The 22080-nt window shown below is 65.8% G+C and carries 18 protein-coding genes; 9 read left to right on the top strand and 9 right to left on the bottom strand.

Features of this window, described 5'->3' with window-relative positions:
• Positions 1-139 precede the first annotated feature (139 nt).
• Positions 140-1834, top strand: a complete 1695-nt coding sequence (locus FHW64_RS11500) for a hypothetical protein (protein ID WP_184526085.1) — start codon at positions 140-142, stop codon at positions 1832-1834.
• A gap of 6 nt (positions 1835-1840) precedes the next feature.
• Here FHW64_RS11500 and FHW64_RS11495 read toward each other — a convergent pair whose 3' ends face one another.
• Together FHW64_RS11495 and FHW64_RS11490 are read right to left on the bottom strand one after the other, a co-directional pair.
• Complete coding sequence (locus tag FHW64_RS11495; RefSeq protein ID WP_184526083.1) at positions 1841-2158, bottom strand: hypothetical protein; 318 nt, start codon at positions 2156-2158, stop codon at positions 1841-1843.
• Between the two features lie 86 nt (positions 2159-2244).
• The gene (locus FHW64_RS11490) at positions 2245-5799 is read right to left on the bottom strand and encodes a patatin-like phospholipase family protein (RefSeq protein ID WP_184526081.1); all 3555 of its coding nucleotides are present in this window, start codon (positions 5797-5799) and stop codon (positions 2245-2247) included.
• 107 nt (positions 5800-5906) lie between these two features.
• Between FHW64_RS11490 and FHW64_RS11485 the strand changes: the two genes are divergently transcribed.
• Both FHW64_RS11485 and FHW64_RS11480 read left to right on the top strand, forming a co-directional pair.
• Entirely contained in the window at positions 5907-7034 is a 1128-nt protein-coding gene (locus FHW64_RS11485; protein WP_184526079.1) for an MBL fold metallo-hydrolase, read from the top strand.
• Between the two features lie 128 nt (positions 7035-7162).
• Positions 7163-8731: a phosphoethanolamine transferase gene (locus tag FHW64_RS11480; protein ID WP_260303742.1), complete on the top strand. Its 1569-nt coding sequence runs from the start codon at positions 7163-7165 to the stop codon at positions 8729-8731.
• A 6-nt stretch (positions 8732-8737) separates the two neighbouring features.
• Here FHW64_RS11480 and FHW64_RS11475 read toward each other — a convergent pair whose 3' ends face one another.
• From FHW64_RS11475 to FHW64_RS11460, 4 genes are all read right to left on the bottom strand, one after another.
• Entirely contained in the window at positions 8738-8923 is a 186-nt protein-coding gene (locus tag FHW64_RS11475; protein WP_184526075.1) for a hypothetical protein, read from the bottom strand.
• 23 nt (positions 8924-8946) lie between these two features.
• Positions 8947-11328 (bottom strand): DNA topoisomerase IV subunit A, encoded by a 2382-nt coding sequence (gene parC / locus FHW64_RS11470; protein ID WP_184526073.1) that lies wholly within the window; start codon positions 11326-11328, stop codon positions 8947-8949.
• A gap of 73 nt (positions 11329-11401) precedes the next feature.
• Positions 11402-12265 (bottom strand): lytic transglycosylase domain-containing protein, encoded by an 864-nt coding sequence (locus FHW64_RS11465; RefSeq protein ID WP_184526071.1) that lies wholly within the window; start codon positions 12263-12265, stop codon positions 11402-11404.
• Between the two features lie 88 nt (positions 12266-12353).
• Positions 12354-14351, bottom strand: a complete 1998-nt coding sequence (locus FHW64_RS11460) for a DNA topoisomerase IV subunit B (RefSeq protein ID WP_184526069.1) — start codon at positions 14349-14351, stop codon at positions 12354-12356.
• A gap of 139 nt (positions 14352-14490) precedes the next feature.
• Here FHW64_RS11460 and FHW64_RS11455 point away from each other — a divergent pair, with 139 nt between their 5' ends.
• The 5 genes from FHW64_RS11455 to FHW64_RS11435 all read left to right on the top strand — a co-directional run bounded on the left by FHW64_RS11455 (position 14491) and on the right by FHW64_RS11435 (position 19442).
• Entirely contained in the window at positions 14491-15708 is a 1218-nt protein-coding gene (locus FHW64_RS11455) for an MFS transporter (RefSeq protein WP_184526067.1), read from the top strand.
• Positions 15709-15922: 214 nt separating this feature from the next.
• Complete coding sequence (locus tag FHW64_RS11450; protein ID WP_409350612.1) at positions 15923-16477, top strand: class I SAM-dependent methyltransferase; 555 nt, start codon at positions 15923-15925, stop codon at positions 16475-16477.
• Positions 16478-16522: 45 nt separating this feature from the next.
• The gene (gene dapA / locus FHW64_RS11445) at positions 16523-17449 is read left to right on the top strand and encodes a 4-hydroxy-tetrahydrodipicolinate synthase (RefSeq protein ID WP_184526065.1); all 927 of its coding nucleotides are present in this window, start codon (positions 16523-16525) and stop codon (positions 17447-17449) included.
• 110 nt (positions 17450-17559) lie between these two features.
• Entirely contained in the window at positions 17560-18648 is a 1089-nt protein-coding gene (bamC, locus tag FHW64_RS11440) for an outer membrane protein assembly factor BamC (protein ID WP_184526063.1), read from the top strand.
• 17 nt (positions 18649-18665) lie between these two features.
• Positions 18666-19442, top strand: a complete 777-nt coding sequence (locus FHW64_RS11435; RefSeq protein WP_184526061.1) for an MBL fold metallo-hydrolase — start codon at positions 18666-18668, stop codon at positions 19440-19442.
• Positions 19443-19510: 68 nt separating this feature from the next.
• Here the strand turns inward: FHW64_RS11435 and FHW64_RS11430 are convergent, their stop codons facing one another.
• From FHW64_RS11430 to FHW64_RS11420, 3 genes are all read right to left on the bottom strand, one after another.
• Positions 19511-19771 carry a hypothetical protein gene (locus FHW64_RS11430; RefSeq protein ID WP_184526059.1) on the bottom strand — a complete coding sequence of 87 codons (261 nt, stop codon included), beginning with the start codon at positions 19769-19771 and terminating at the stop codon, positions 19511-19513.
• Positions 19772-19863: 92 nt separating this feature from the next.
• A complete protein-coding gene (locus FHW64_RS11425; RefSeq protein ID WP_184526057.1) occupies positions 19864-20370 on the bottom strand; it encodes a hypothetical protein in 507 nt (168 codons plus the stop codon).
• Positions 20360-21499: a cupin domain-containing protein gene (locus FHW64_RS11420; RefSeq protein WP_184526055.1), complete on the bottom strand. Its 1140-nt coding sequence runs from the start codon at positions 21497-21499 to the stop codon at positions 20360-20362. Before FHW64_RS11420 ends, FHW64_RS11425 begins: the two co-directional genes overlap by 11 nt.
• A gap of 14 nt (positions 21500-21513) precedes the next feature.
• Here FHW64_RS11420 and FHW64_RS11415 point away from each other — a divergent pair, with 14 nt between their 5' ends.
• The gene (locus FHW64_RS11415; RefSeq protein WP_184526053.1) at positions 21514-22038 is read left to right on the top strand and encodes a peptidylprolyl isomerase; all 525 of its coding nucleotides are present in this window, start codon (positions 21514-21516) and stop codon (positions 22036-22038) included.
• Positions 22039-22080: the final 42 nt, after the last annotated feature.

The following is a 22080-nucleotide window of genomic DNA, read 5'->3' as shown; positions in this document are numbered from 1 at the left end:
CAAGGCTGGAGTGCGTGTTCGCAGTTGGTGCATTTCGCGATGAACGCACTTCATCGCGGGCCAAGTCAGTATATGTGAAACCGGTTTCAGCACCGTCATAGGGATTCCCCTAAGTCATGCGGATGCCTACACTGGCGCGATGCTGGACACAACAACAGAAGCAAGAGCACAGCAGGCAGAAACGGAGAGCGCCCCCACGGTGCACCACCTGCGCCAGAACCTGCTGTGGCCCGTTCGCCTGATGACGACGCGCGAGGCCCGGCCTTCAAGGCGAGGCCCGTGGCAAGTGCTGCGCGACATGGGCGATGCATCGCCGTGGCGCGAAGAGATCGACGAATACACCGGCAGCAGCGACCGCTTTCACGAGCGCCACTACAACGAGTTCGTGAGCTTCCTGCCCTACGTGCAGCGCTTCCTGTATGGCGATGGCCGCCGCGGGCGCGCAGCAAACCCCGAAGGTGATTCGCCGATGCGCGTCTTCCGTCGGAGCGACGTGGCCGCAGTGCGCGTGCGGCCGCATGCGGGCGATGCACCCATCACGCTGCAGGTGGTGCATGTCGACCTCTACTTCTTCTTCGACGTCGATGTGGTGATGCTCAATGTCGAAGTCGGTGCCGACATGCTCAGCCTGCCGATGGCGCACGAGATCCTCTATCGATTCGGCCGCGCCTATCCCGGTGGCTGGGACGCGAACGGCGAAGCGCTGCACTGCATGCACAGCGTCGAGTGGCTCGGCGCCGATGGGCAGGTACTCGCCGCGTCCGATGCGCAGCAGCGCGAGTCCTTTCTTTCGCACGTGGCCGAACACCGCGCGCCGCGCATCGCGGCGCACTGGGCGTGGCTCATGCAGCCGCTGGTACTCGACCAATCCGAAGAACCCGGCGAGCTGCGCTACCGGCAGATCGAGTACTACCGCATGCCGGTGATGGCCTATCTCGCGCTCGACGATCCGCGCCGGCTGTCGCGGGCGGATTTCGTACGCCTTGCGCTGGTCTCCGGCGCGGCCGAACCGGCGGTATCAGGCACAGGCCCCCTGCCCTTCGGCGAAGACCTGATGCTCGACTTCGAGCAGCGCTACTGCTACGACCGCTTCTGGGTCAACGCTGGAGCCGCTCCGAACACGCGCTACCTGTGCAACGGGCGGGCACTCGTCGTGGTGGGCCAGGCGGATTCGGACTTCTTCTGCTGCCGCGACCGCGGCGTGCTTGCGCAGTTTCGCCACCAGCATTTCCTGCTGTTCCTGATCGCGCACTTCCAGAAGGCCTCGCTGCTGATGTATTCGGACCGGCTGGTCGAAGCATTGCGCCGGCTCGACATCCACGACGTGGTGAGCGTCAAGCGCTTCAAGCGTGCGATCCGCGCGTGCTTCGAAGGCTTCCTGCGCTTCACGCACCGCTACTGGTTCCACGAGATCTCCGAACAGGCGCAGGTGCGTGCGCTGTCGCACCTGTGCACGACGCACCTCGGCCTCGATCCGCTCTACGCAGAGGTCAAGGAGCGCATCGCAGACATGAACACCTACCTCGACGCCGACAGCCTCCGCAGACAGGCCAATACGGTGGTGCGGCTCACCGTGGTGACGCTCTTTGGCCTGGTCGGCACCATCACGACGGGTTTCCTCGGCATGAACCTGCTCGCCGAAGCAGACTCGCCGATGTGGCGCAAGCTCACGTGGTTCGGCATCGTCTTCGTGCTCACCACCTGGCTCACGGTCTACACCATGGTCAAGTCGAAGCGGCTGTCGGACTTCATCGACGTGCTGTCCGACGAGCGCGCCACCTTCCGCGCCAAGCTGGGAGTGCTCGCGCGCGTGTGGCGACCCGGCGGAGACTAGACGGGCTCAGTCCAGCGTGCGATTGCGGTAGTCCGCGATCTCGGTGCTGCGGAAGTCGCCGACGGGGATGCGAAGGTCGTCCAGGTCCGTGATCCGCATGCGGATGTGCCCGCCGTCACGCACCCAGCAGCCGCGCAGCGTGGCGCCGTCCCACCACGTCAGGTAGCCGAGACGGGCCGGCGCGTCGCACGTGTCCCTTTCGTCGGTGAGGCTCAGCACATTGAACTGGCTGCCGTTTGCGACGAAGGTCACCGCTGGCTGGGACTCGCACGCGGCGATCAATGCGCAAGCGGCCACGAGGCCTGCGATCGGTGATGTGTCCATGGCCGTCCTCCTGGAATGCGGACGATTGGGCACCTCGTTCGATGCGCTGTCATCACCACGGCAGGTGAACTGCGTGGCGCAGCAGCTCAGTTCCCGGACGCATCCCGGGTCCGTGGCAGCCAGACTTCGATCGCGCCCGGCTCGGCCTTGATCGATCGCGGCAGCAACTTGATGACCCACGGCTGGCCGGTGGGCGAATTCGCGGTCTGGATGAGCGCCTGCGCGCAAGCGCGCGATGAATCTTCGCGGATGACCACCGTCGGATCAGGATGGCCGACCGGCGGTGCGCGCCCTGCACGACGAGAGGTGCTGAGCACGTCTTCGATCGGCGGCACCGAGGCGCCAAGCGCACGCCAGGGTCCACGCCAGTTGCGCGCCTTGTCGCGCAATGCGGTGCCGTAGGTCTGGATGTAGATCACCGCGCCCGCGCAGACGTCGGGTGGTGGCGTGGCGGGCGCGGGCGCGGGCGTAGGCACGCTGCCACCGGGCGCCGCGGGCCCGTAGGTCGGCGGCCACGCACCGCCAGGGAGCGCCACCGGTGGCGCCGGAGGCGGAGGCGCGGTCGCCACCTGGGTTTCTTCGCCGCGTCGACCGGTCAGCACGTCACGCACCCAGACAGCCACCGGCCAGGGCTCGGGCAACGTGCCGCTGCAGTTCTGCTTCGAGCCGGTCTGTCCGGAGTAGTCGCGCGCCCAGTAGCGCGGCGCGCACGGCGGTGCCTGCGCGGGTTGCAGGCAATCGATACCGTTGCCCGGATCGAGCAGCCGCAAGCACGCAGGAGAGCGCTGGCCCGCCACCTCGTTGCCGCAAGCCTGCTTCGCGTCATCGACGATGCGCACCGAGAGGCGGAACCTCGCCATGAAGTTGTCGCTGCCCTCGCGGCACAGCAGGTCGCCGGTGCGAAGAAGCTCCGCAGCCAGCAGCGCGGGCGCATCGCCGCTGCCGTTGCCGCTATGCAAGTGGGCCCAGCGTTCGGTCAGATCCTTGAAGGCGCCGTTTTCCGACTTCTCCTGATCCGCCCTTTGCGCGCGCCAGCTGTCGATGCCCTGCCACGCGGCCACGCCAAAGGTCGCGGCAGTGCCGATGCCGATCGAGGCGGTCACCGCGCCGGCCTTCAGCACGCGCGCCTGCAAACGGCTCATCGAGCCCACTGCCGCGGCGGTCGCGCTGTCCTTGTCGCCGCTCTTCCCCGCGTGCGGTGTCGAGTCCGGCTGACCATCGTCGGGCACGAAAAGACCCACGGCGCCCGTCGCGACATGCGAGAGCATCTCGTCCTCCAGACGGTTGCCGATTTCCGCGCCGAGGCGGAAATAGCTCTCCCACTGGGCCTCGTCGAAGAACTGATCGGTGGTCGGCTGCTGAGGAAACAGCGGATTGGCCGCCTTGAAGTTCACCAGGTCCACCGGCAGCGAGGCCGAGACGTTCGGCTTCACCAGCACGATCTGCCCGGTGGCGCCGCTCGCATAGCGCACCTGGGCTAGCGCGAGGCAGGCCTGGCTGCTGGGCGATGCGAGGTCGTTGAGCGACCCGAAGGCCTCCAGGTGCTTCCAGTCGGCACCTGGCCTCGGCTTCATGAAGGTGATCTCGGCATTGAGATCGATGCGCGCGCGACGGATCAGGATTTCGAGATCGCAGAAGCGGTAGTCGGGATCGGCGCCGCAATCCGCCATCACGATCAGCGCGGCCTCCTGCCGCAGCAGCGCATACGCGGCGGTGTTCTCGAAATGCCCGCCGTCGCTCAGGTACCAGTTGGCGGAGCTGCTGCCGGGAAACGCACCGAAGCATTCAAGCAGCAGGAAGCGCGTCTTCATCAGCAGCGGACTCGAGTGCACTACTGCGCCGCGCTGCACGATGCCGGCGTCCGCGCTGTTCCACCAGTAGCCGAGCCGCAATCCGGCGAACACCGAGAGTGTCGCGAGCCCGCGTTTCGTCAAGCGACCGAGCCCGGGTGCGAAGGCCGCGCCTGAAATCGCGGTCCACGCGCCGAGCGTGAGCGCGCCGTCGCCATGCGCCTGCGTCCACTGCGCGCCTCCGGCCTGCATCCAGCCGAGCGGCCCCACGGTGAGCGGCTGGCTCTTGCGGTCGCGGTTGAAGAGCTTGTCCTTGGTGCTGTGCGTCTGATTGATGCAGATGTTCACAAGGTGCACCGGACCGCCATGCCTTTGCGGCGAATAGCGCAACTGCGAGAGGTCGTCGTGCGGGTCCACCTCGCCAACAGGCACCTGGGGCGGCTCCAGGCCGGAGACCTGGTCCACCGGGCTCGCACCGAGCCGCCGCGCATTGGCTGCGCCGAGATAGCCGCGCACGATGCGCGCCTTGTAGAACATGTGCAGCGACGAGACATTGAGGAAGCCGAAGTTGCGGCCGGTCACGAACGCGTAGCTGCCGATGATCACCGCGATGGTTCCGAGCCACGCCCAGCCCCGCGTGAAGTCGAGCCCTGCAGGCGTGAACACCGGCAGCAGCGCCACGGTGTAGACCACGCCGATCCACCAGGCCGCAAGGCAGAAAGCCAGCACCAGCCCGAGCAGGCTCGCGATCGTGAGCATCAGCGACTTGCCGACGCCCGGTATCTCCTGCCGGTGCGACAGCAGCATCGGCAGCACGCCGCGCAGCACGGCCGCCAACACCAACAGCACCGCGCCGTAGGACACGCGCTGCTGCGAATCTTCGGCCGCGAGCCACCAGGCACTGCGATCCAGCAGGCCCAGCATCAAGATCAAAAGCGCGGTGTTGATGACCGAGGCCAGGCGGTCTGTGAGTTCGTTGCGCATCGCGGCCGCCAATTTGCGGCGCCCGTGGAACAACACCCAGGTCAGCGCAACGACCCAGCACATCGCGAAGCCGACGAAGGCCGGCGTGATCCACAACGGCCCGCTGTACCGCTGCACGAGCGGCCCGCCGATGAAGGCGGCTCCGATACCGAGCGCGAGCCACATGCCGATCTGCAGCAGGATCGACGCCGGCGAGTATTTGTCGCGCACCGACCAGTAGGCGCACGCAAGCACGACCGACGCGATGAAAGGCCCCACCAGCGTGAACCACAAGGTCGGCCATTGCGTCGCCCATTCCACGAGCAGCCGCACGTACTGCGTCGCATCGAGGTCGGTCACGCTGCTGACCGAGTCGGGCGGCACGCTGTTGAGGTCCACCGCACGGAACACTGCGTCCCACAACAGCAGGTTGGTCGCGGCAAGCACCATGCCGATGAGGCTTGCTGCGATCGCGAGTTCGATGTGCGTACCCAGCAGATTGCGCAGGTAGAGCGCCGCGGCGAAGAGCGTGTCGCGCAGGCCACCCGGAATGAGATAGCGGCCGTTGGCGCGCAGCCACCAGCCGAAGCGCGCACGGTCCACGTCGCCGAGTGCGCGCTCGATTTCGCGCACGTCGTCCGGCGATTTGGCGTCGGTGCACAGACGACCGATGGTGGCGCCGATATAGCCCCCGCCCGAGACGGTCGAGATCAGGTCGAACTTCAGCAGTTGCCGGCGCTCGGCCAGCGACTTGAGCAGGCCGAGACAGAAGGTGGCACTGCGGATGCCTCCGCCGGACAGCGCGAGACCCCATGGGCGATGACCATCGTCGACGCCGTGGAGCGCGCGGCGGCGCTCGCCTACCAGCTGCTGGATGGTTTCGTCCATGCCGCTCCTCGTCGTTCTGCGCCGCAATATTTCATGCCTTGCGCGGCGCAGCAATGGAGCGAAAGGTCTATGGCTTCGGGCGGGCGATTGGTTAAAGTCGCGACCGCATGACGCTCACAACACCCACTGAACAGTGCGTCCGGCCGCTTCTGCGGGTGCTTCGCTTCGGCTTGGCCTTGATCGCTTTCGGCCTTCTCGCAAGCTGCGCGAGCAACACCAACGGTACGTGCGAGTCCCCCTATGCCGCCTCGCCACAGTTCAAGGGATGCGGCTTCCGCAACGCGCCCAATCCGGATGCGCGCCCCTCCGAGGGCGCATGGAACATCTGGACTCGCTTCATCTTCGCAAGCAAGAAGGACACGGTGCCGGTCGACCCGATCCCCGTCCGGCCACTCACGTCGCAGCAGCTCGATGCGCTCGACCCACAGGCCAACCATGTGATCCGGCTCGGGCACTCGTCGCACCTGCTCAAGCTGCGTGGCAAGTACTGGTTGATCGATCCTGTGTTCAGCGAGCGCGTCTCGCCCTTCCAATGGGTCGGGCCGAAGCGCTTCCACCCGCCGCCGATCACTCTGGAACAACTGCCGCCGATCGAAGGCCTGATCCTCTCGCACGACCATTACGACCATCTCGACGCCGCGACGATCGAATATCTCGCGCAGCGCGTGCAGCACTATTTCGTCCCATTGGGCGTGAAGGCGCGGCTGGTCGAACTCGGCGTGCCGCCCGATCGGGTCACCGAACTCGACTGGTGGCAGTCGGGTGAACAAGACGGCGTGAAACTCTCCGCGGCGCCGGCCCAGCATTTCTCCGGACGCACGATCAACGACCGCGACAAGACGCTGTGGGCGTCGTGGGTGATCGACAGCGGCAGCCAGAGGATCTTCTACAGCGGGGATTCGGGCTACTTCCAGGGCTTCGCGCAGATCGGCGAACGCTTCGGCGGCATCGACCTCGCGATGATCGAGAACGGCGCGTACGACGCCTACTGGCCCTCCGTGCACATGACGCCCGAGCAGAGCGTGCAGGCCTTCGAGGATCTGCGCGCGAAGGTGCTGTTCTCGGTCCACAACAGCACCTTCGACCTCGCCTTCCACTCCTGGCACGACCCGCTCGACCGAATCGCGGATCTGGCCGAGCGCAAGAAGCTCGTGCTTGCAACGCCGATGATCGGCGAGCCGCTCACGGTGGGCCAACAGCGCACCAATGCGCGCTGGTGGGCGGGGCTCCGATAGCCCTTCGCGGCCGCCCTGAATGCGCTGCCTCGCAGCGCGATGGACCTTCAGAATCCGGCTTCCTTCAAGCCTGCCCTGACGCCATGCCGAACCGACCGACCGAAAAACCCTGGCGGGCCGTCGCCGCGATGACGGGGATTGCCGGCCTGTTCATCGTGCTGGGGCACGACGGCCGGCGGGTGCTGCAGCTGCTGGCGTTGCTTCTGCCGCTTCTCGCGTGGCTCGCCTGGCCATTGCGCAACCCAGCCGTGCGTGGGCTCCGTCGCATCGCCGTGTGGTTGTGGGTGATGGTCTTCGCACTTGATGGTGCGGCACGCGCCTACCTGCTGGACGCCTATCAGGCCGCGCCCGATGGCGCGCTGGTGCTGGGTGCAGTGGCCAACTCCAATGTGCGGGAAACGAGCGAATACCTGTCGATGCACTGGCGCACCGTGGCACTGTGGTGCGCCGCGTCGATCGTCGGTGGGGCGTGTGTCTGGCGCCTTGCGCGTCACGGGCGACGCGAGCCGCAACGTCCATCGCGCGGCGCGATCGTCCTGTTGACGCTGACGCTGCTGGTCTGCGCCGCGGCCTACGCGAGCAAGCCCTGGCGGCGCCTGCACCCACTGGCGTTCTGGACGAACTGGGCGCAATCGATCCAGACCCTGCGTGCAAGCTGGGCCGACGAAGAGCGCGAGCGACAAGCGGCGCTTGCACGCGCTCGGGTCGCTGCTCCGTCGATCACGCGCGATGGCCCGTCCACCGTCGTACTTGTCATCACCGACAGCATCAACCGCGACAACATGGCCCTGTACGGCTATCGCCGCGCGACCACGCCACGGCTCGTCGCCCATCAAGCACAACAGGGAGACCGGATGCTGGTGCTACGCAATGCGTGGTCGGCGGATGCGAGCACCCTGCCCGCACTGCGCAACATGTTCGGGTTCGGCCGCCCCGAAAGTGCAGACACACAGCATCTGCTCGCCTTGGCACGCGCCGCCGGCTACAAAGTCTGGTGGATGAGCAACCACGACGACATCGCGATCGAGCAGCAGCACGCGCGACTCGCCGACGTGGTCGACTTCGTCAACCGCACGCCCGGTCGCGCGAGCGCATCGCTCGACGGCGAACTGCTCGACTGCGTGCAGGAGGCATTGGAAGATCCCGCCGAGCGCAAATTCATCGTGGTGCATCTGCTGGGTGCGCATCCGCACTACAGCCTGCGCTTTCCGACGGGCCACAACCCCTTCGACGATCAGGTCGACGCGGTGGAAGCCGGACTGATCGAAGAAGGGCGCTCCGCGTGGGTGCGGCGGTTCAGGCATGAATACGACGCCGCGCTGCTGTATCACGACTTCGTTGTGTCGGAGACATTGCAGCTCACGCGCACCGTTGGCAACAGCGGCGCGAATCGGGCGTGGATGTACCTGTCCGATCATGGCCAGGAAGTGGGCCATGGCACCGATCGTGCAGGCCACAGCCCCAGCACCGAATCGGGCTACCGCATTCCCGCCGTGGTGTGGCGCAACGATCAGCCGCTGCCGATGGCGAAAGAGATCATGCAGCGACCCTTCCGCGCCGACTGGGTCGGCTGGACGGTGGCCGACCTGCTGAACATCCGATGGGACGGCCAGCAGCCGGGGCGCAACGTCCTGGCCCCGGACTACCGCTGGGAGCCGCCGGCCTTGCCGCTGAAGGTGCGCTCTTTCACCGAATGATGAAGCTCAGCCCCGCCGCTGCTGCTGACGCTCGCGCGCGCGTCGCACCTGGCGGCTCTGCGATGCGTATTCCGCAGCGCGCGCCTTGTGAGCCGTCTTCTCGCGCCGCCGCCTGGACAGCCAGCGACCGAGCGCGAAGCTAGCGATCCCGCTCACGATCGCGATGACGAGGCCGAGGATGCCGATTTCCATGCGTGTGTCTCCGACCGTTCGCGTTACTGCACGCGCGTGACGCTTGCCGGCTTGAATCCGAGGTCGGCCGCCTTGCCCTTGCGCGCACGCGCGGTGCGCGCATTGTTGAGCGAGCGGATCTCCAGCGTCTCTTCGCGATCCTTGCCGCCGCGGCCGACACCCGCAATGCTCACGCTGCGCGTGTACGCCGCCGCACCTGCGAGCGTGTCCTTGGCTTCGAGATCGATCAGCGTCAATCCGCGACCGCCCTTCGGCAGCGCCTTGAGTTCGCCGATCTCGAAGGTCAGGATGCGTCCGCCAGTGGATGCGCAGCACACATGCGTGGCCGCCGGCAGCGGCTCAGCGCCACCTGCACCGCCAACCAGCGAGGGCTGGCAGAGCTGTTCGCCCTCGCCCACGTCGACGAAAGCCTTGCCGCCCTTCTGGCGCGAGATCATGTTCTCCACCGCCGCGATGAAGCCGTAGCCCCCGCTGCTCGACAGCAGCAGGTTCGCACCCAGTGGGCCCGCAAAGTAGTGCGCCACATGCGTGCCACTTTCGAGATCGATCAGCGTGGTCACCGGCTGTCCGTCGCCACGGCCGCCCGGCAGCGATGCCACCGGCACGCTGTAGACGCGCACGCTCTTGTCCTTGGCGGTGCCGAAGACCAGCAGCGTATCGACCGACCGGCACTCGAACGCGCCGTAAAGCGCATCGCCGGACTTGAAGCTGTACTCGGGTGCCGCAGCCCCTGCCGCACGCTCGCTGGCCCAGCCCTTCTGCGTGCGGACCCAGCCCTTCTGCGACACGATCACCGTCACCGGTTCGTCGACCACGCGCACTTCAGCGACCGCGCGCTTCTCCGCCTGGATCAGCGTGCGGCGCGGGTCTTCGAAGTTCTTGGCGTCGGCTTCGATTTCCTTCACCAGCAGGCGGCGCAGTGCGGCCGGGCTGCCGAGGATGTCTTCGAGCTTCTTCTGCTCTTCGCGCAGGCTCTTGAGTTCCTGCTCGATCTTGATCGCCTCGAGGCGTGCCAACTGGCGCAAGCGGATTTCGAGGATGTCCTCGGCCTGACGGTCGCTGAGGTTGAAGCGTGCGATCAGCGCGGCCTTGGGCTCGTCCGATGCACGGATGATCGCGATCACCTCGTCGATGTTCAGCAGGACGATCTGCCGCCCTTCGAGGATGTGGATGCGGTCCTGCACCTTGCCGAGACGATGCCGCGAGCGCTTCTCGACGGTGATCTCGCGGAAGGCGATCCACTCGTTGAGGATCTGCCGGAGCGACTTCTGCGTGGGCTTGCCATCGATGCCGACCATCGTGAGGTTGATCGACGACGAAGTCTCCAGCGAGGTCTGCGCCAGAAGCGTCCCGATGAATTCCTCCTGGCTGATGCGCGACGTCTTCGGCTCGAACACGAGGCGCACCGGCGCATCCTTGCTCGACTCGTCGCGCACGCCATCGAGCACTGCGAGCACCGCGGCCTTGAGCTGTGTCTGCTCGGCGGTCAGCGCCTTCTTGCCCGTGCGTACCTTCGGGTTGGTGAGCTCCTCGATCTCTTCGAGCACCTTCTGCGAACTCACGCCCGGCGGCAACTCGTTGACCACCACTTGCCACTGGCCGCGAGCGAGTTCCTCGATCTTCCAGCGCGCACGCACCTTGAGCGAGCCGCGACCGGTGCGATAGGCCTCGCCGATGTCGGCCGCACTGCTGATGATCTGCGCGCCGCCCGGATAGTCGGGGCCCGGCACAAGCGTGAACAGCTCTTCGTCGCTGAGCTTGCCGTTGGACTTGATCAGCGCCACGCAGGCATCGGCCACTTCGCGCAGGTTGTGGCTCGGGATCTCCGTCGCGAGGCCGACCGCGATGCCGCTCGCGCCATTGAGCAGTGTGAAAGGCAGGCGAGCCGGCAGCAGGCGCGGCTCATCGGTCGAACCGTCGTAGTTCGGGATGAAGTCGACCGTGCCTTCGTCGATCTCGTCGAGCAGCAGGCTGGTGATGCGCGACAGGCGTGCTTCGGTGTAGCGCATCGCCGCGGCGCCATCGCCGTCGCGACTGCCGAAGTTGCCCTGGCCGTCGACCAGCGGATAGCGCTGCGAGAAATCCTGCGCCATACGCACCAGCGCGTCGTACGCAGCCTGGTCGCCGTGCGGGTGGAATCGGCCAAGCACATCGCCGACCACGCGCGCGCTCTTCACGGGCTTGGCGCCGACGGTGCCGTTGGCGCCGCCGAAGCCCAGGCCCATGCGCGACATCGAATACAGGATGCGTCGCTGCACCGGCTTCTGGCCGTCGCTCACATCGGGCAAGGCGCGGCCCTTGACGACGCTCAGCGCGTATTCGAGGTACGCGGTCTGCGCGTAGTCGGCCAGCGTCAGCGCGCCGTCGTCTTCGGGGCTCTGGAGATCGAGCGTGGGTTGGTCCATGGAAACAAGAAGGTGAAAAAGATATCGGGTCGGCTCGCTTCGGCGAGACCACCCCTTCAGGAAATCTGCCGGGTCACGGCGCTGGCTCTTTGGGTGCGGTTGTCAACCCCTCGGGCCATTCCGGAATGGCCGGACGGTTGCGCGCGTCGGGCGGCATATTGCCACGACCGAGGGCACCGCCCGCCGGCACACCCATTTCCATGCGGATGCGCGTCGGCACCTTGCCTCGCCCGATCGCCGCAGATGGCTTGAGATAGGCGTAGAGCTGGAGCACCGTGCTGACGTAGTTCTGCGTCTCGCGGTAGTTGGGAACCTTGTTGCCTGCACGCTGCACCGCGCCTTCGCCGGCGTTGTAGGCAGCCAGGGCGAGTTCGAGATCGCCGGGGAACATCACCATGAGATCGCGCAGGTAGCGCGAGCCGGTAGCGATATTGACGCGCGGGTCGAAGAGCTTTTTCTCGATGGAGGCGCGCTTGTCGGCCGCCACTCCATAGCGCTCCGCTGTCGCAGGCATCACCTGCATGAGGCCAAGCGCACCCTTGGGGGACACGGCCTGCGCATCGAAGCCTGATTCGGTCGCGATCAGAGCCTGCAGGAGTTCGTAGTCGATCGAATGACGGCGCGCGGCTTCGCGCATCGCGCCCTGCGCGGGCTTGTAGCTCGGCGACGCCTCGAACATCGAGACCAACGCCTGCGAGGCGCGTGGCACCTTGCCGTTCATCTGGCTGCCGCCTCCTCGCCCGAGGCCGCTCGCGGTATCGAAGCTCTGTCCGCCGCGGAAGAACAATTGGTAGCGTTCGTCGACCTTTTCCGACGCGAAATGCGCCACGCCCTTCTCATCGACGTAGCCGAAGATGTCCGTCGCCCGGGCGGCTTGCGGCGAAGCCGCCAGCACGACGGCTGAAAGCAACGCAACGATCCATCCGGAAAACCTCATCGATTTCGCCATGCGGCACTATGCCCGCGACGCGTAAACGTACGTGGGCCGTACGGTCACAAATTGTTCAAGGCGCTCGCGCCCCGAACTAGATATCCACCTCGACGTCGTCGGCGCGCAGTTCCATCAACTCGCGTCGCGCCGCTGCCTCGCCCTTGCCCATGAGCTTGGTGATCTCGCCCTGCGTGCCCTGCACGTCGAAACGGCCGAGCCGCACCTGCAGCAGGCGCCGGGTGTCCGGGTTCAGCGTGGTTTCCCACAACTGCTCAGCACTCATTTCGCCCAGGCCCTTGAAGCGGCTGATGCTCCATGCGTTCTCGCGCACGCCGTCCTTGCGCAGCTTGTCGAGGATGGCCGTAAGTTCGCCTTCATCCAGCGCATAGACCTTCGACGCGGGCTTCTTGCCACGCGCAGGCGCATCGACGCGGAAAAGCGGCGGCCTCGCCACATACACATTCCCAGCTTCGATGAGCTTCGGGAAGTGGCGGAAGAATAGCGTGAGCAGCAGCACCTGGATGTGCGAGCCGTCCACGTCGGCATCGCTCAGGATGCATATCTTTCCGTAGCGCAGGCCCGAGAGATCAGGCGTGTCGTCCGGACCGTGCGGATCGACGCCGATCGCGACCGAAATGTCATGAATCTCGGTGTTCGCGAAAAGCCGGTCGCGCTCGACTTCCCAGGTGTTGAGCACCTTGCCGCGCAAAGGCAGGATGGCCTGGCATTCCTTGTCGCGGCCCATCTTGGCGCTGCCGCCGGCCGAATCGCCCTCGACCAGGAAGACCTCGTTGTGCGCCGTATCGCGGCTTTCGCAATCGGTGAGCTTGCCCGGCAGCACGGCCACGCCGGAGCCCTTGCGCTTCTCGACCTTCTGGCCGGCGCGCTGGCGCGTCTGCGCTGCCTTGATCGCGAGTTCGGCGAGCTTCTTGCCGTAGTCCACATGCTGGTTGAGCCACAACTCCATCGCCGGACGCACGAAGCTGGAAACCAGCCGCACCGCGTCGCGTGAGTTGAGCCGCTCCTTGATCTGGCCCTGGAACTGCGGGTCGAGCACCTTGGCCGACAGCACGTACGAAGCGCGCGCGAAGACGTCTTCAGGCAGCAGCTTCACGCCCTTGGGCAACAGCGAATGCAGATCGATGAAGCTCTTGACCGCATTGAAGAGACCATCGCGCAAGCCGCTGTCGTGCGTGCCGCCCGCGCTGGTCGGGATCAGGTTGACATAACTCTCGCGCACCGGCTGGCCGTCTTCGGTAAAGGCGACACACCAATCGGCGCCCTCGCCTTCGGCGAAGTTGTCGGCGTTCTTGTCGGCGTGGCCCGAACCGTCGAAGAGCGGGATCACCGGGTCGCCGGTGAGCGTCTGCATCAAATAGTCGCGCAGACCGCCCTTGTAGAGCCAGGTCTGGGTTTCCTTGGTCTTTTCGACCAGGAGCGTGACCGAGACGCCGGGCATCAGCACCGCCTTGCTGCGCAGGAGGTGCGTGAGTTCGTGGATCGGCAGTGCCGGCGACTCGAAATACTTCGCGTCAGGCCAGGCGCGTACCGTGGTGCCCTGCCGGCGGTCGCGCGGGCCGTCGCCGTTGGATGCGGACGCGCTTTCCTGCGGGCGCACCTTGAGCTTGTCGACCACGTCGCCGGCTGCGAATGCGATCTGCGCGACCGAGCCTTCGCGGTACGAAGTGACTTCGAGGCGCTTCGACAGCGCATTGGTCACCGAGACGCCCACGCCATGCAGGCCGCCCGAGAAGCTGTACGCGCCGCCCGATCCCTTGTCGAATTTGCCACCCGCGTGCAGCCGCGTGTAGACCAATTCGATGACCGGCGCCTTTTCCTCCGGATGGAGGCCAAACGGAATGCCGCGGCCGTCGTCTTCCACGCTCACCGACCCATCGGTGTGGATGACGACCTTGATCTTCTTGCCGTACCCCGCGAGCGCCTCGTCGGCGGCGTTATCCAGCACTTCCTGAATGATGTGAAGCGGGTTGTCGGTCCGGGTGTACATGCCCGGCCGCTGCTTGACGGGCTCTAAGCCCTTGAGGACGCGAATCGACGCCTCGCCGTAACTGCCTGGTTCCTTGCTTGCCATGGCGCGGGATTCTAGGGCGACGATTCGGCCGCTCGGATCAAGCCGCTGCTTTCACCTCATCAATTCGATGCGCAAATATCAATAATCGGTTTTGGCCTCAGGCCGGCGCCGCAAGCGGGTTTTCGGTACATTGCCCGCCATGAATCCCTCCGCCAGCCAGCCTCTCAGCCTCAAGCAGGTCCTCGTCTGCGGAGCCATGATCGTCACGCTGTCGATGGGTATCCGGCATGGCTTCGGGCTCTGGCTCCAGCCGATCACGCAGGAACAGGGCTGGTCGCGGCAGGCTTTCTCGTTCGCCATCGCGGTGCAGAACCTGTCCTGGGGCCTGATCGGCGTGTTCGCCGGCATGCTGGCCGACAAGCTGGGCGCCTTCCGTGTCCTCATCGCCGGAGCAGTGCTGTACGGCCTGGGCCTGCTCGGCATGGCGTTTTCGCCCACGCCCTTCATGTTCGCGCTGACGGCCGGCGTCCTGATCGGCGCGGCGCAGGCCGGCACCACCTATGCGGTGATCTACGGCGTCATCGGCCGGCAGATCTCCGCCGAAAAACGGTCCTGGGCCATGGGTGTGGCGGCCGCGGCGGGCTCCTTCGGCCAGTTCCTCATGGTGCCGGTGGAGGGGCAGCTCATTGCCCGGCTCGGCTGGCAAACCGCGCTGGTCGTCCTCGCCGCCATGGTGCTCATGATCATTCCGCTGGCCTTCGGGCTGCGTGAACCCCGGCACGATTCGGTGGCCGTGCGGCGCAGCCAGACTATCGGTCAGGCAATCCGCGAAGCTTTCGGCTATCCGAGCTTCATGCTGCTGACGGCCGGTTACTTCGTCTGTGGCTTCCAGGTGGTGTTCATTGGCGTGCACATGCCCAGCTACCTGCGCGACAAGGGCCTGTCACCTGAAGTGGCGAGCTACGCGCTGGCGCTGATCGGGCTGTTCAATGTTTTCGGCACCTATGTCGCCGGCTCGCTGGGCGCGCGGTTGGCCAAGCGCAAGCTGCTCGCTGCCATCTACATCACCCGGGCGGTGGCGATCGCGCTGTTCCTGCTCGTGCCGATCTCGCCCCTTACGGTCTACATATTCGCCGCGGTGATGGGCTTCCTGTGGCTGTCCACCGTTCCGCTGACCAGCGGGATCGTCGCCCAGATCTTCGGTGTGGCGCATCTTTCGATGCTGGGTGGAATCGTGTTCTTCAGCCACCAGGTCGGTTCGTTCCTGGGTGTCTGGCTGGGCGGCTATCTCTACGACCGCACCGGCAGCTACGACATCGTCTGGTACATCGCGATCGCCCTGGGCGTGTTCGCGGCGCTGATCAACCTGCCGGTCAAGGAAGGCGCCATCGCGCGCCCCGCTCCCCAGCCAGCGTGATGAACTCACCCCCGGCCTCGCCCACTTCGTGTGGCTCGGACACCCCCTTTCCGGGGGCAACCCCGGCGGCCCGGAAAAGCCGGTTCCGCGGGGTTTCTGGTTTAGCTCGTGCCGGCTGGCTGGCATTGGGGGGTATCGCGCTCGCCGGAGTTTTCGCGCTTTATGCGCAGCCGGCCTTCGTCGTGACGATGATCGACCAGCTCTGGGCCTGCTTTTGAACCACGCTTCCGTCGCGCCGTCGCCATGGATCGAGCGCTGGTGGCACCTTCTGGCGCCGGGCGCCACGGTGCTGGACGTCGCTTGCGGGTCGGGGCGGCACATGCGTTTCGCGGCCGAACGGGGTCACGCGGCCACCGGTGTCGACCGCGCGCAGGAAGCGCTGGACGCTGCGGCGGCCTACGGACAGACGATCCTGGCCGATATCGAAAACGGGCCATGGCCTTTCCCTGACCAGAAGTTCGGCGGCGTGGTCGTCACGAACTACCTGTGGCGTCCCCTGCTCCCCCACATCGTGACGGCGGTAGCGCCGGGTGGCGTTCTTCTCTACGAAACCTTCGCGGCGGGCAACGAAACGGTCGGAAAGCCCTCCCGGCCCGATTTCCTCCTGCAGCCGGGTGAATTGCTGACCGCCTGCGCCGGCCTGCGAGTGGTCGCTTACGAAGACGGCTTCCTCGCCGGGCCCGACCGCTTCGTCCAGCGGATCGCCGCTGTTCGCCCCACCCCGGATTTGGCTGTCTCGCCGCCCCGGCACCCGCTGACCGCCCTCTAGGCCCCCGGGGCGGTCCTGAGCCGCAAGCAACGGCGGATCAGTAGAATGTTCGCTTTTCGTCCACCGACAAAGAGATTCCCCTTGGAGCAACTCACAGGCAGCATCGTCGCACTGGTCACGCCGATGCATGACGACGGCAGCGTCGACTATCCCGCCCTGCGCCGGCTGATCGACTGGCACATCGACGAAGGCACGGACTGCCTCGGCGTGGTCGGCACCACCGGCGAGTCACCGACGGTCGACGTCGAAGAGCATTGCGAGATCATCCGCGTCTCGGTCGAGCAGGCCAAAGGCCGCGTGCCCGTCATGGCCGGCTGCGGTGCCAACTCCACCAAGGAAGCCATCGAACTGGCCAAGTTCGCCAAGAGCGTGGGCGCCGATTGCCAGCTGCAGGTGGTCCCCTACTACAACAAGCCGACGCAGGAAGGCCAGTACCAGCACTTCAAGGCGATCGCCGAAGCAGTGGGCGACCTTCCGATCGTGCTCTACAACGTGCCCGGCCGCACCGTCGCCGATATGGCGCACGACACGGTGCTCCGCCTTGCGAAGGTGCCCGGCATCATCGGCATCAAGGAAGCAACTGGCAACATCGAGCGCGCCCAATGGCTCATCCGCGACGTTCCGAAGAACTTCGCCGTTTATTCGGGCGACGACCCGACGGCCGTTGCGCTCATGCTGTGCGGCGGCCAGGGCAACATCAGCGTCACGGCCAACGTGGCGCCGCGCAAGATGCACGAGCTGTGCGTGGCCGCCATCGCCGGCGACGTGAAGCGCGCCATGCAGATCCAGTTCGAGCTCATGCCGCTGCATCGCAACCTCTTCGTTGAACCCAATCCCATCCCCGTCAAGTGGGCCATGGCACGTCTCGGGCTGTGCGGCAGTGCTTTGCGCCTGCCACTCACCGAGCTCGCCGAAGCCAGCCGCCCGGCCGTCGAAGCCGCGCTGCGAGCGACCGGTCTGCTCAAGGGTTGATCCATCTTTACCGCGCAGTCCGCCAATGCGGGCAACCTTTTGCTCGGACTGCGCTCTGAAACTGCGGGCGATGCAGCCCATCCATTGAGCTAGACATTCCCAGAAAGAAGATGACGTTGAACACCATTTCGCGATTCGCACTGCTGGCCGTGGTCGTCAGCCTTGCGGCATGCTCGGCCCTCGAAAGCGACAAGATCGACTACAAGAGCGCCGGCAAGGCACCCACACTCGAAGTGCCGCCCGACCTGTCGCAGCTCTCGCGTGACAACCGCTACGCCATCCCTGGCGGCGCGGTGTCGGCCAACACGTACCAGGCCGGCCTCGCCAATGCACCGGGCGTCCCGACGGCCGCCTCTTCGATCGGCGACGTCCGCATGGAACGCGCAGGCTCGCAGCGCTGGCTGGTCGTGAACCGCCCCGCCGATCAGCTCTGGGATCCCGTCAAGGACTTCTGGCAGGAAAGCGGCTTCCTGATCACCACCGAGCAACGCAACCTCGGCATCATGGAAACCGACTGGGCCGAGAACCGGGCCAAGCTCCCGCAGGACATCATCCGCGGCACAATCGGCAAGTTCATGGATTCGCTCTATTCGACCGGCGAGCTCGACCGCTTCCGCACGCGCATGGAGCGCACCTCCAACGGCACCGAGATCTTCATCAGCCATCGCGGCATGCAGGAGGTCTACAGCACGGCCCGCCAGGACGCCACGATGTGGCAGCCGCGCCCGAGCGACCCAGAGCTCGAGGCCGAGTTCCTTCGTCGCCTGATGGTCAAGCTCGGCGTTTCGCAAGAGCAGTCCAAGGCCCTCGTCGCGGCGGGCGCGCCCATCCAGACCGCCAAAATCGCCGACGTCAACGGCCAGCCCGTGGTTCAGATCAGCGAAGGCTTCGAGCGCGCATGGCGCCGCGTCGGCCTGGCACTCGACCGCACCGGCTTCACCGTGGAAGACCGCGACCGCTCTGCCGGCACCTACTTCGTGCGCTACGTTCCGCCGAACCCGAACAAGAGCGAGCCGGGCTTCTTCGGCAAGCTGTTCACCTTCGGCTCGAGCAAGACCGAAGGTCCGCTCAAGTTCCGAATCCAGGTCAAGGGCTCGGGCAACACGAGCACGGTGTCGGTGCTCGACGGTTCGGGCGCACCTGACAGCTCGGCAAACGCCAAGCGGATCGTTCAGGTCATCGCCGACGATCTGAAGTAAAGAGCAAAGGCCCACCGATGCTGCGCTTCCGCAGCCTGGGCAGCGGCAGCACGGGCAATGCCACGCTGGTCGAGGCGACCAGCGGCGGCAGGACCTCCCGGCTTCTGATCGATTGCGGCTTCACGCTGCGTCATCTCGAAGTCAGGCTCGCACGGGCCGGTCTTTCGCCGGCTGACATCGACGCCGTCTTCATCACACACGAGCACGCCGATCACATCGGCTGCGCGCACACGCTGTCGCGCCGCGAACGCATTCCGGTGTGGATGAGCGAAGGCACCTGGCTCGCGACCGGTGGGCGCGATTTCGAGGGGCGCCTTCATCTCGCGCATGACGGCGCCGACATCGTGGTTGGCGACATGCTCGTCCAACCCTTCACCGTGCCGCACGACGCGCGCGAACCCCTTCAAGTGCGTTGTACCGATGGCGCGCGCACTCTCGGGGTGCTGACCGATCTCGGACACGCGACACCGCATGTACTCGCGCGCCTGATGGGCCTCGATGCATTGCTGCTCGAGTTCAATCACGACAGCGACATGCTCGCGGGCTCTCGGTATCCACCCTTTCTCAAGCAGCGCGTCGGCGGCAAATATGGCCATCTGTCGAACACAGCGGCAGCGGAGATTGCCCGCGCCGTGACACACGCCGGCCTTCGCCATGTGCTCGCGGCGCATCTGAGCGAGCAGAACAACAAGCCGGAGATCGTTCGCCGGATCATGGCCGAGGCACTCGGCGCGCGAGAGGACGAGATGCTCGCTGCCAACGCCGCGGACGGATCGCCCTGGCTCGACGTCTGACTTTTCAAGTCAGGTGAGAAAAGCAAAAGGCCGCCCGTGAGCGGCCTTTGTTCATCCGGACAACGCGCTCAAGGCTTGGCCGGCGGCGTCTCTGCCTGCTTCTTCGCAGCCTCGGTCGCGGCATTCGCAGCATCGAGTGCGGACTGCGCGTTGGGCGACGGCGTCGTTGTCGTCGCGTCCGATGACGGTGATGCAGGCGCAGCTGGTGCCGGCGCCGGCGCAGGCGCGGCTGGCGGTGCCACGACGGCCGGCGGAGGCTCTTCCTTCTTTCCGCATGCAGTCAACGCGGCAGCGGCGACCAGCGACGCAAGCAATACGTGCTTATTCATTTCACGGCTCCTTTGGTGAGGGTCACGGTCAAAAAATTCTAGACCTGCATCCTCACGTGAAGCTGTTTCAAGGTGCGATTCGCGGCATTGGCTTACAAGCCCAACGTCGAAGTCGGAAAGCCCGGTTTCGCATGGCGAAGGCACTCGTCAATGCGCTCGCGCACCGCACGCCGACTGTCGGGACTGCGTCCACAGACGCCTCGCACATGATCGATGTCGATACGGTGAAGAAACCATGACGGCGTCCAGATTGCACTCGGAACCTGCGGCATGCCCTGGCCATCGCAGACGCGGCAATCGATGATGTGCCCCCACATCCTGCGCCAATGCACGAACCGCGCATGTTCGCGCTCGAACACATCGAAACGCTGCGCGACCATGATGAGTTGGCGGCCCGCCGAAGCCCATGCCTGCAGCGCATCGATGACACTGCGTTCACCGAGCGGCCAATCGCTGAAATCAGGATCGCTCCACACGAACTCGCGCCAGTTCTGTCGTGAAGCAGCGGCAAACGCGCTGCGCAAATGCGCGTCGAAGGCGTGACGTCCGTCGAAGGGACCTTCAGGCAATTCGTTACGTGAATCGTCTTCAGTCTGCATGCAGCCACCCCGCTTCGCACCAGTCGCTGAGGAGTGCCAGCGCATCTTCGCTCGCGCCTGCCAAGTCGCGCGGACCGAGCATGCGCTGATCCGCCAATCGACGCATCAGCTTGGCATCGCGGCCCGACGCGCGAAAGCTCTCTCCGTTGATGTAGAGATGACGCGCGTCGTACAACATGCGCGTGCGACGGTCGAGTGCCACGCCGTTCAGTTCCGAAAGCGGCTCGCCCTGGTCGAACCAGACCGTAGGCTTCGGCTCGGTCATCGATTCGCCCAGCGCACGGTCGATCATGTCGCCGTCGCGCATGATGGCAAGCACCGCGTCGCGCGCGAAAGCCTGCAATGCCGACGGCATCTCCGCGGGGTTCTGCAATGCAGGCTGAGAAGGATCGCGGTAGTGCACCGCCGCGTGTCCCACGGCGTCTTGAAGCTCGTCGGCGCGTGCCTCGGCGATGCGCGCCAGCAGATCCGCGCCCAGCGGTGCAGCCGCCGGCGAACGCAGGCCGATGGAATAGGTCATGCAATCGCCGCCGACCGCTACGCCGTCGTGCGCGTAGCGAGGCGGCAGATACAGCATGTCGCCCGGCTCCAGGACAAAGGTCTCTTCGGGTTCGAACTGCGCAAGAATCTTGAGCGGCACGTTCGGCTGGAGGCGCAGGTCGCGCTGCCGCCCGATGGACCAGCGGCGCGTTCCGTGCGCCTGCAGAAGAAACACGTCATAGCTGTCGAAGTGCGGCCCCACGCCGCCGCCATCGCTGGCATAGCTGATCATGAGATCGTCGAGCCGCGCATCGGGCACAAACCGGAAACGCGAAAGCAGCTCGTGTACGCCTTGATGATGCAGGTCGACCCCCTGCACCAGCAGCGTCCACTCGGCCTGGCGCAACGAAGGCAAGGCGCGCCGGGCGAATGGGCCGTGCCGCAGCGACCACCCCTTGTTGCCGTGCCGGATGAGGCGCGACTCGACATCCTCACGCGCAGCCAGGTCGAACAGGTCGCCGCGGGCGATTGGTGGCACCATCGCGGGTATCGCCTGCCGAATCAGCAGCGGCTTCTTCTGCCAATGGCGACGCATGAATTGCCGGGCGGTCAGGCCGCCGAGCAGGGGCAAGGGTTGATCAATCTCCATGGGAGAATTCTCGTATGGAAATCTCTGAACAATGCGTGGTCGGCCTCACCTGGACCCTCAAGGACACGCTCGGCGAAGTGCTCGACGTGCTGGACGAGCCGGTTGAATTCCTCATCGGCGGCGACGATCTCTTCGATGCCATCGAGGCAGCCCTCCTCGGCCACGAGCCGGGCGCGAACGTGCAGCTTCAGCTCGAACCCGAGCAGGCATTCGGCGACTTCAATGACCAGTTGCTCTTTCTCGAGCCGCGTTCGCTCTTTCCCGAAGGCGTCGAGGAAGGCATGACCTTCGACGGCGCGGCCCTGCCCAAAGGTGTGAATCCGGACATGCCGAAGGACGTGCTCTACACGGTGAGCGAGATCTACCCGGAGCACCTCGTGCTCGATGGCAACCATCCGCTCGCGGGCATCGCGATCCGTCTCGACATCACGGTCAACTCGGTGCGCGAAGCGACTGAAGAGGAAGTCGGCCGCGGTACCGCAGGCACCGGCTTCTTCAAGATTCCGACGACCGCGCCGGGCAACGACCTCCTCCACTGACGCGATCGACGCCAGACGCAAAAAAGCCGGGCAATGCCCGGC

This window comes from Variovorax sp. Sphag1AA (assembly GCF_014192575.1).
Taxonomy (GTDB): Bacteria; Pseudomonadota; Gammaproteobacteria; order Burkholderiales; family Burkholderiaceae_C; genus Variovorax.
The sequence above is the reverse complement of the archived record's forward strand: the minus strand, read 5'-3'. Positions and strand labels throughout refer to the sequence as shown.

Coding starts and splice junctions, on each gene's coding strand:
- FHW64_RS11500 (WP_184526085.1), top strand. CDS start 140: ATGCTGGACACAACAACAGAAGCAAGAGCACAGCAGGCAGAAACGGAG.
- FHW64_RS11495 (WP_184526083.1), bottom strand. CDS start 2,158: ATGGACACATCACCGATCGCAGGCCTCGTGGCCGCTTGCGCATTGATC.
- FHW64_RS11490 (WP_184526081.1), bottom strand. CDS start 5,799: ATGGACGAAACCATCCAGCAGCTGGTAGGCGAGCGCCGCCGCGCGCTC.
- FHW64_RS11485 (WP_184526079.1), top strand. CDS start 5,907: ATGACGCTCACAACACCCACTGAACAGTGCGTCCGGCCGCTTCTGCGG.
- FHW64_RS11480 (WP_260303742.1), top strand. CDS start 7,163: ATGACGGGGATTGCCGGCCTGTTCATCGTGCTGGGGCACGACGGCCGG.
- FHW64_RS11475 (WP_184526075.1), bottom strand. CDS start 8,923: ATGGAAATCGGCATCCTCGGCCTCGTCATCGCGATCGTGAGCGGGATC.
- parC (WP_184526073.1), bottom strand. CDS start 11,328: ATGGACCAACCCACGCTCGATCTCCAGAGCCCCGAAGACGACGGCGCG.
- FHW64_RS11465 (WP_184526071.1), bottom strand. CDS start 12,265: ATGAGGTTTTCCGGATGGATCGTTGCGTTGCTTTCAGCCGTCGTGCTG.
- FHW64_RS11460 (WP_184526069.1), bottom strand. CDS start 14,351: ATGGCAAGCAAGGAACCAGGCAGTTACGGCGAGGCGTCGATTCGCGTC.
- FHW64_RS11455 (WP_184526067.1), top strand. CDS start 14,491: ATGAATCCCTCCGCCAGCCAGCCTCTCAGCCTCAAGCAGGTCCTCGTC.
- dapA (WP_184526065.1), top strand. CDS start 16,523: ATGTTCGCTTTTCGTCCACCGACAAAGAGATTCCCCTTGGAGCAACTC.
- bamC (WP_184526063.1), top strand. CDS start 17,560: ATGACGTTGAACACCATTTCGCGATTCGCACTGCTGGCCGTGGTCGTC.
- FHW64_RS11435 (WP_184526061.1), top strand. CDS start 18,666: ATGCTGCGCTTCCGCAGCCTGGGCAGCGGCAGCACGGGCAATGCCACG.
- FHW64_RS11430 (WP_184526059.1), bottom strand. CDS start 19,771: ATGAATAAGCACGTATTGCTTGCGTCGCTGGTCGCCGCTGCCGCGTTG.
- FHW64_RS11425 (WP_184526057.1), bottom strand. CDS start 20,370: ATGCAGACTGAAGACGATTCACGTAACGAATTGCCTGAAGGTCCCTTC.
- FHW64_RS11420 (WP_184526055.1), bottom strand. CDS start 21,499: ATGGAGATTGATCAACCCTTGCCCCTGCTCGGCGGCCTGACCGCCCGG.
- FHW64_RS11415 (WP_184526053.1), top strand. CDS start 21,514: ATGGAAATCTCTGAACAATGCGTGGTCGGCCTCACCTGGACCCTCAAG.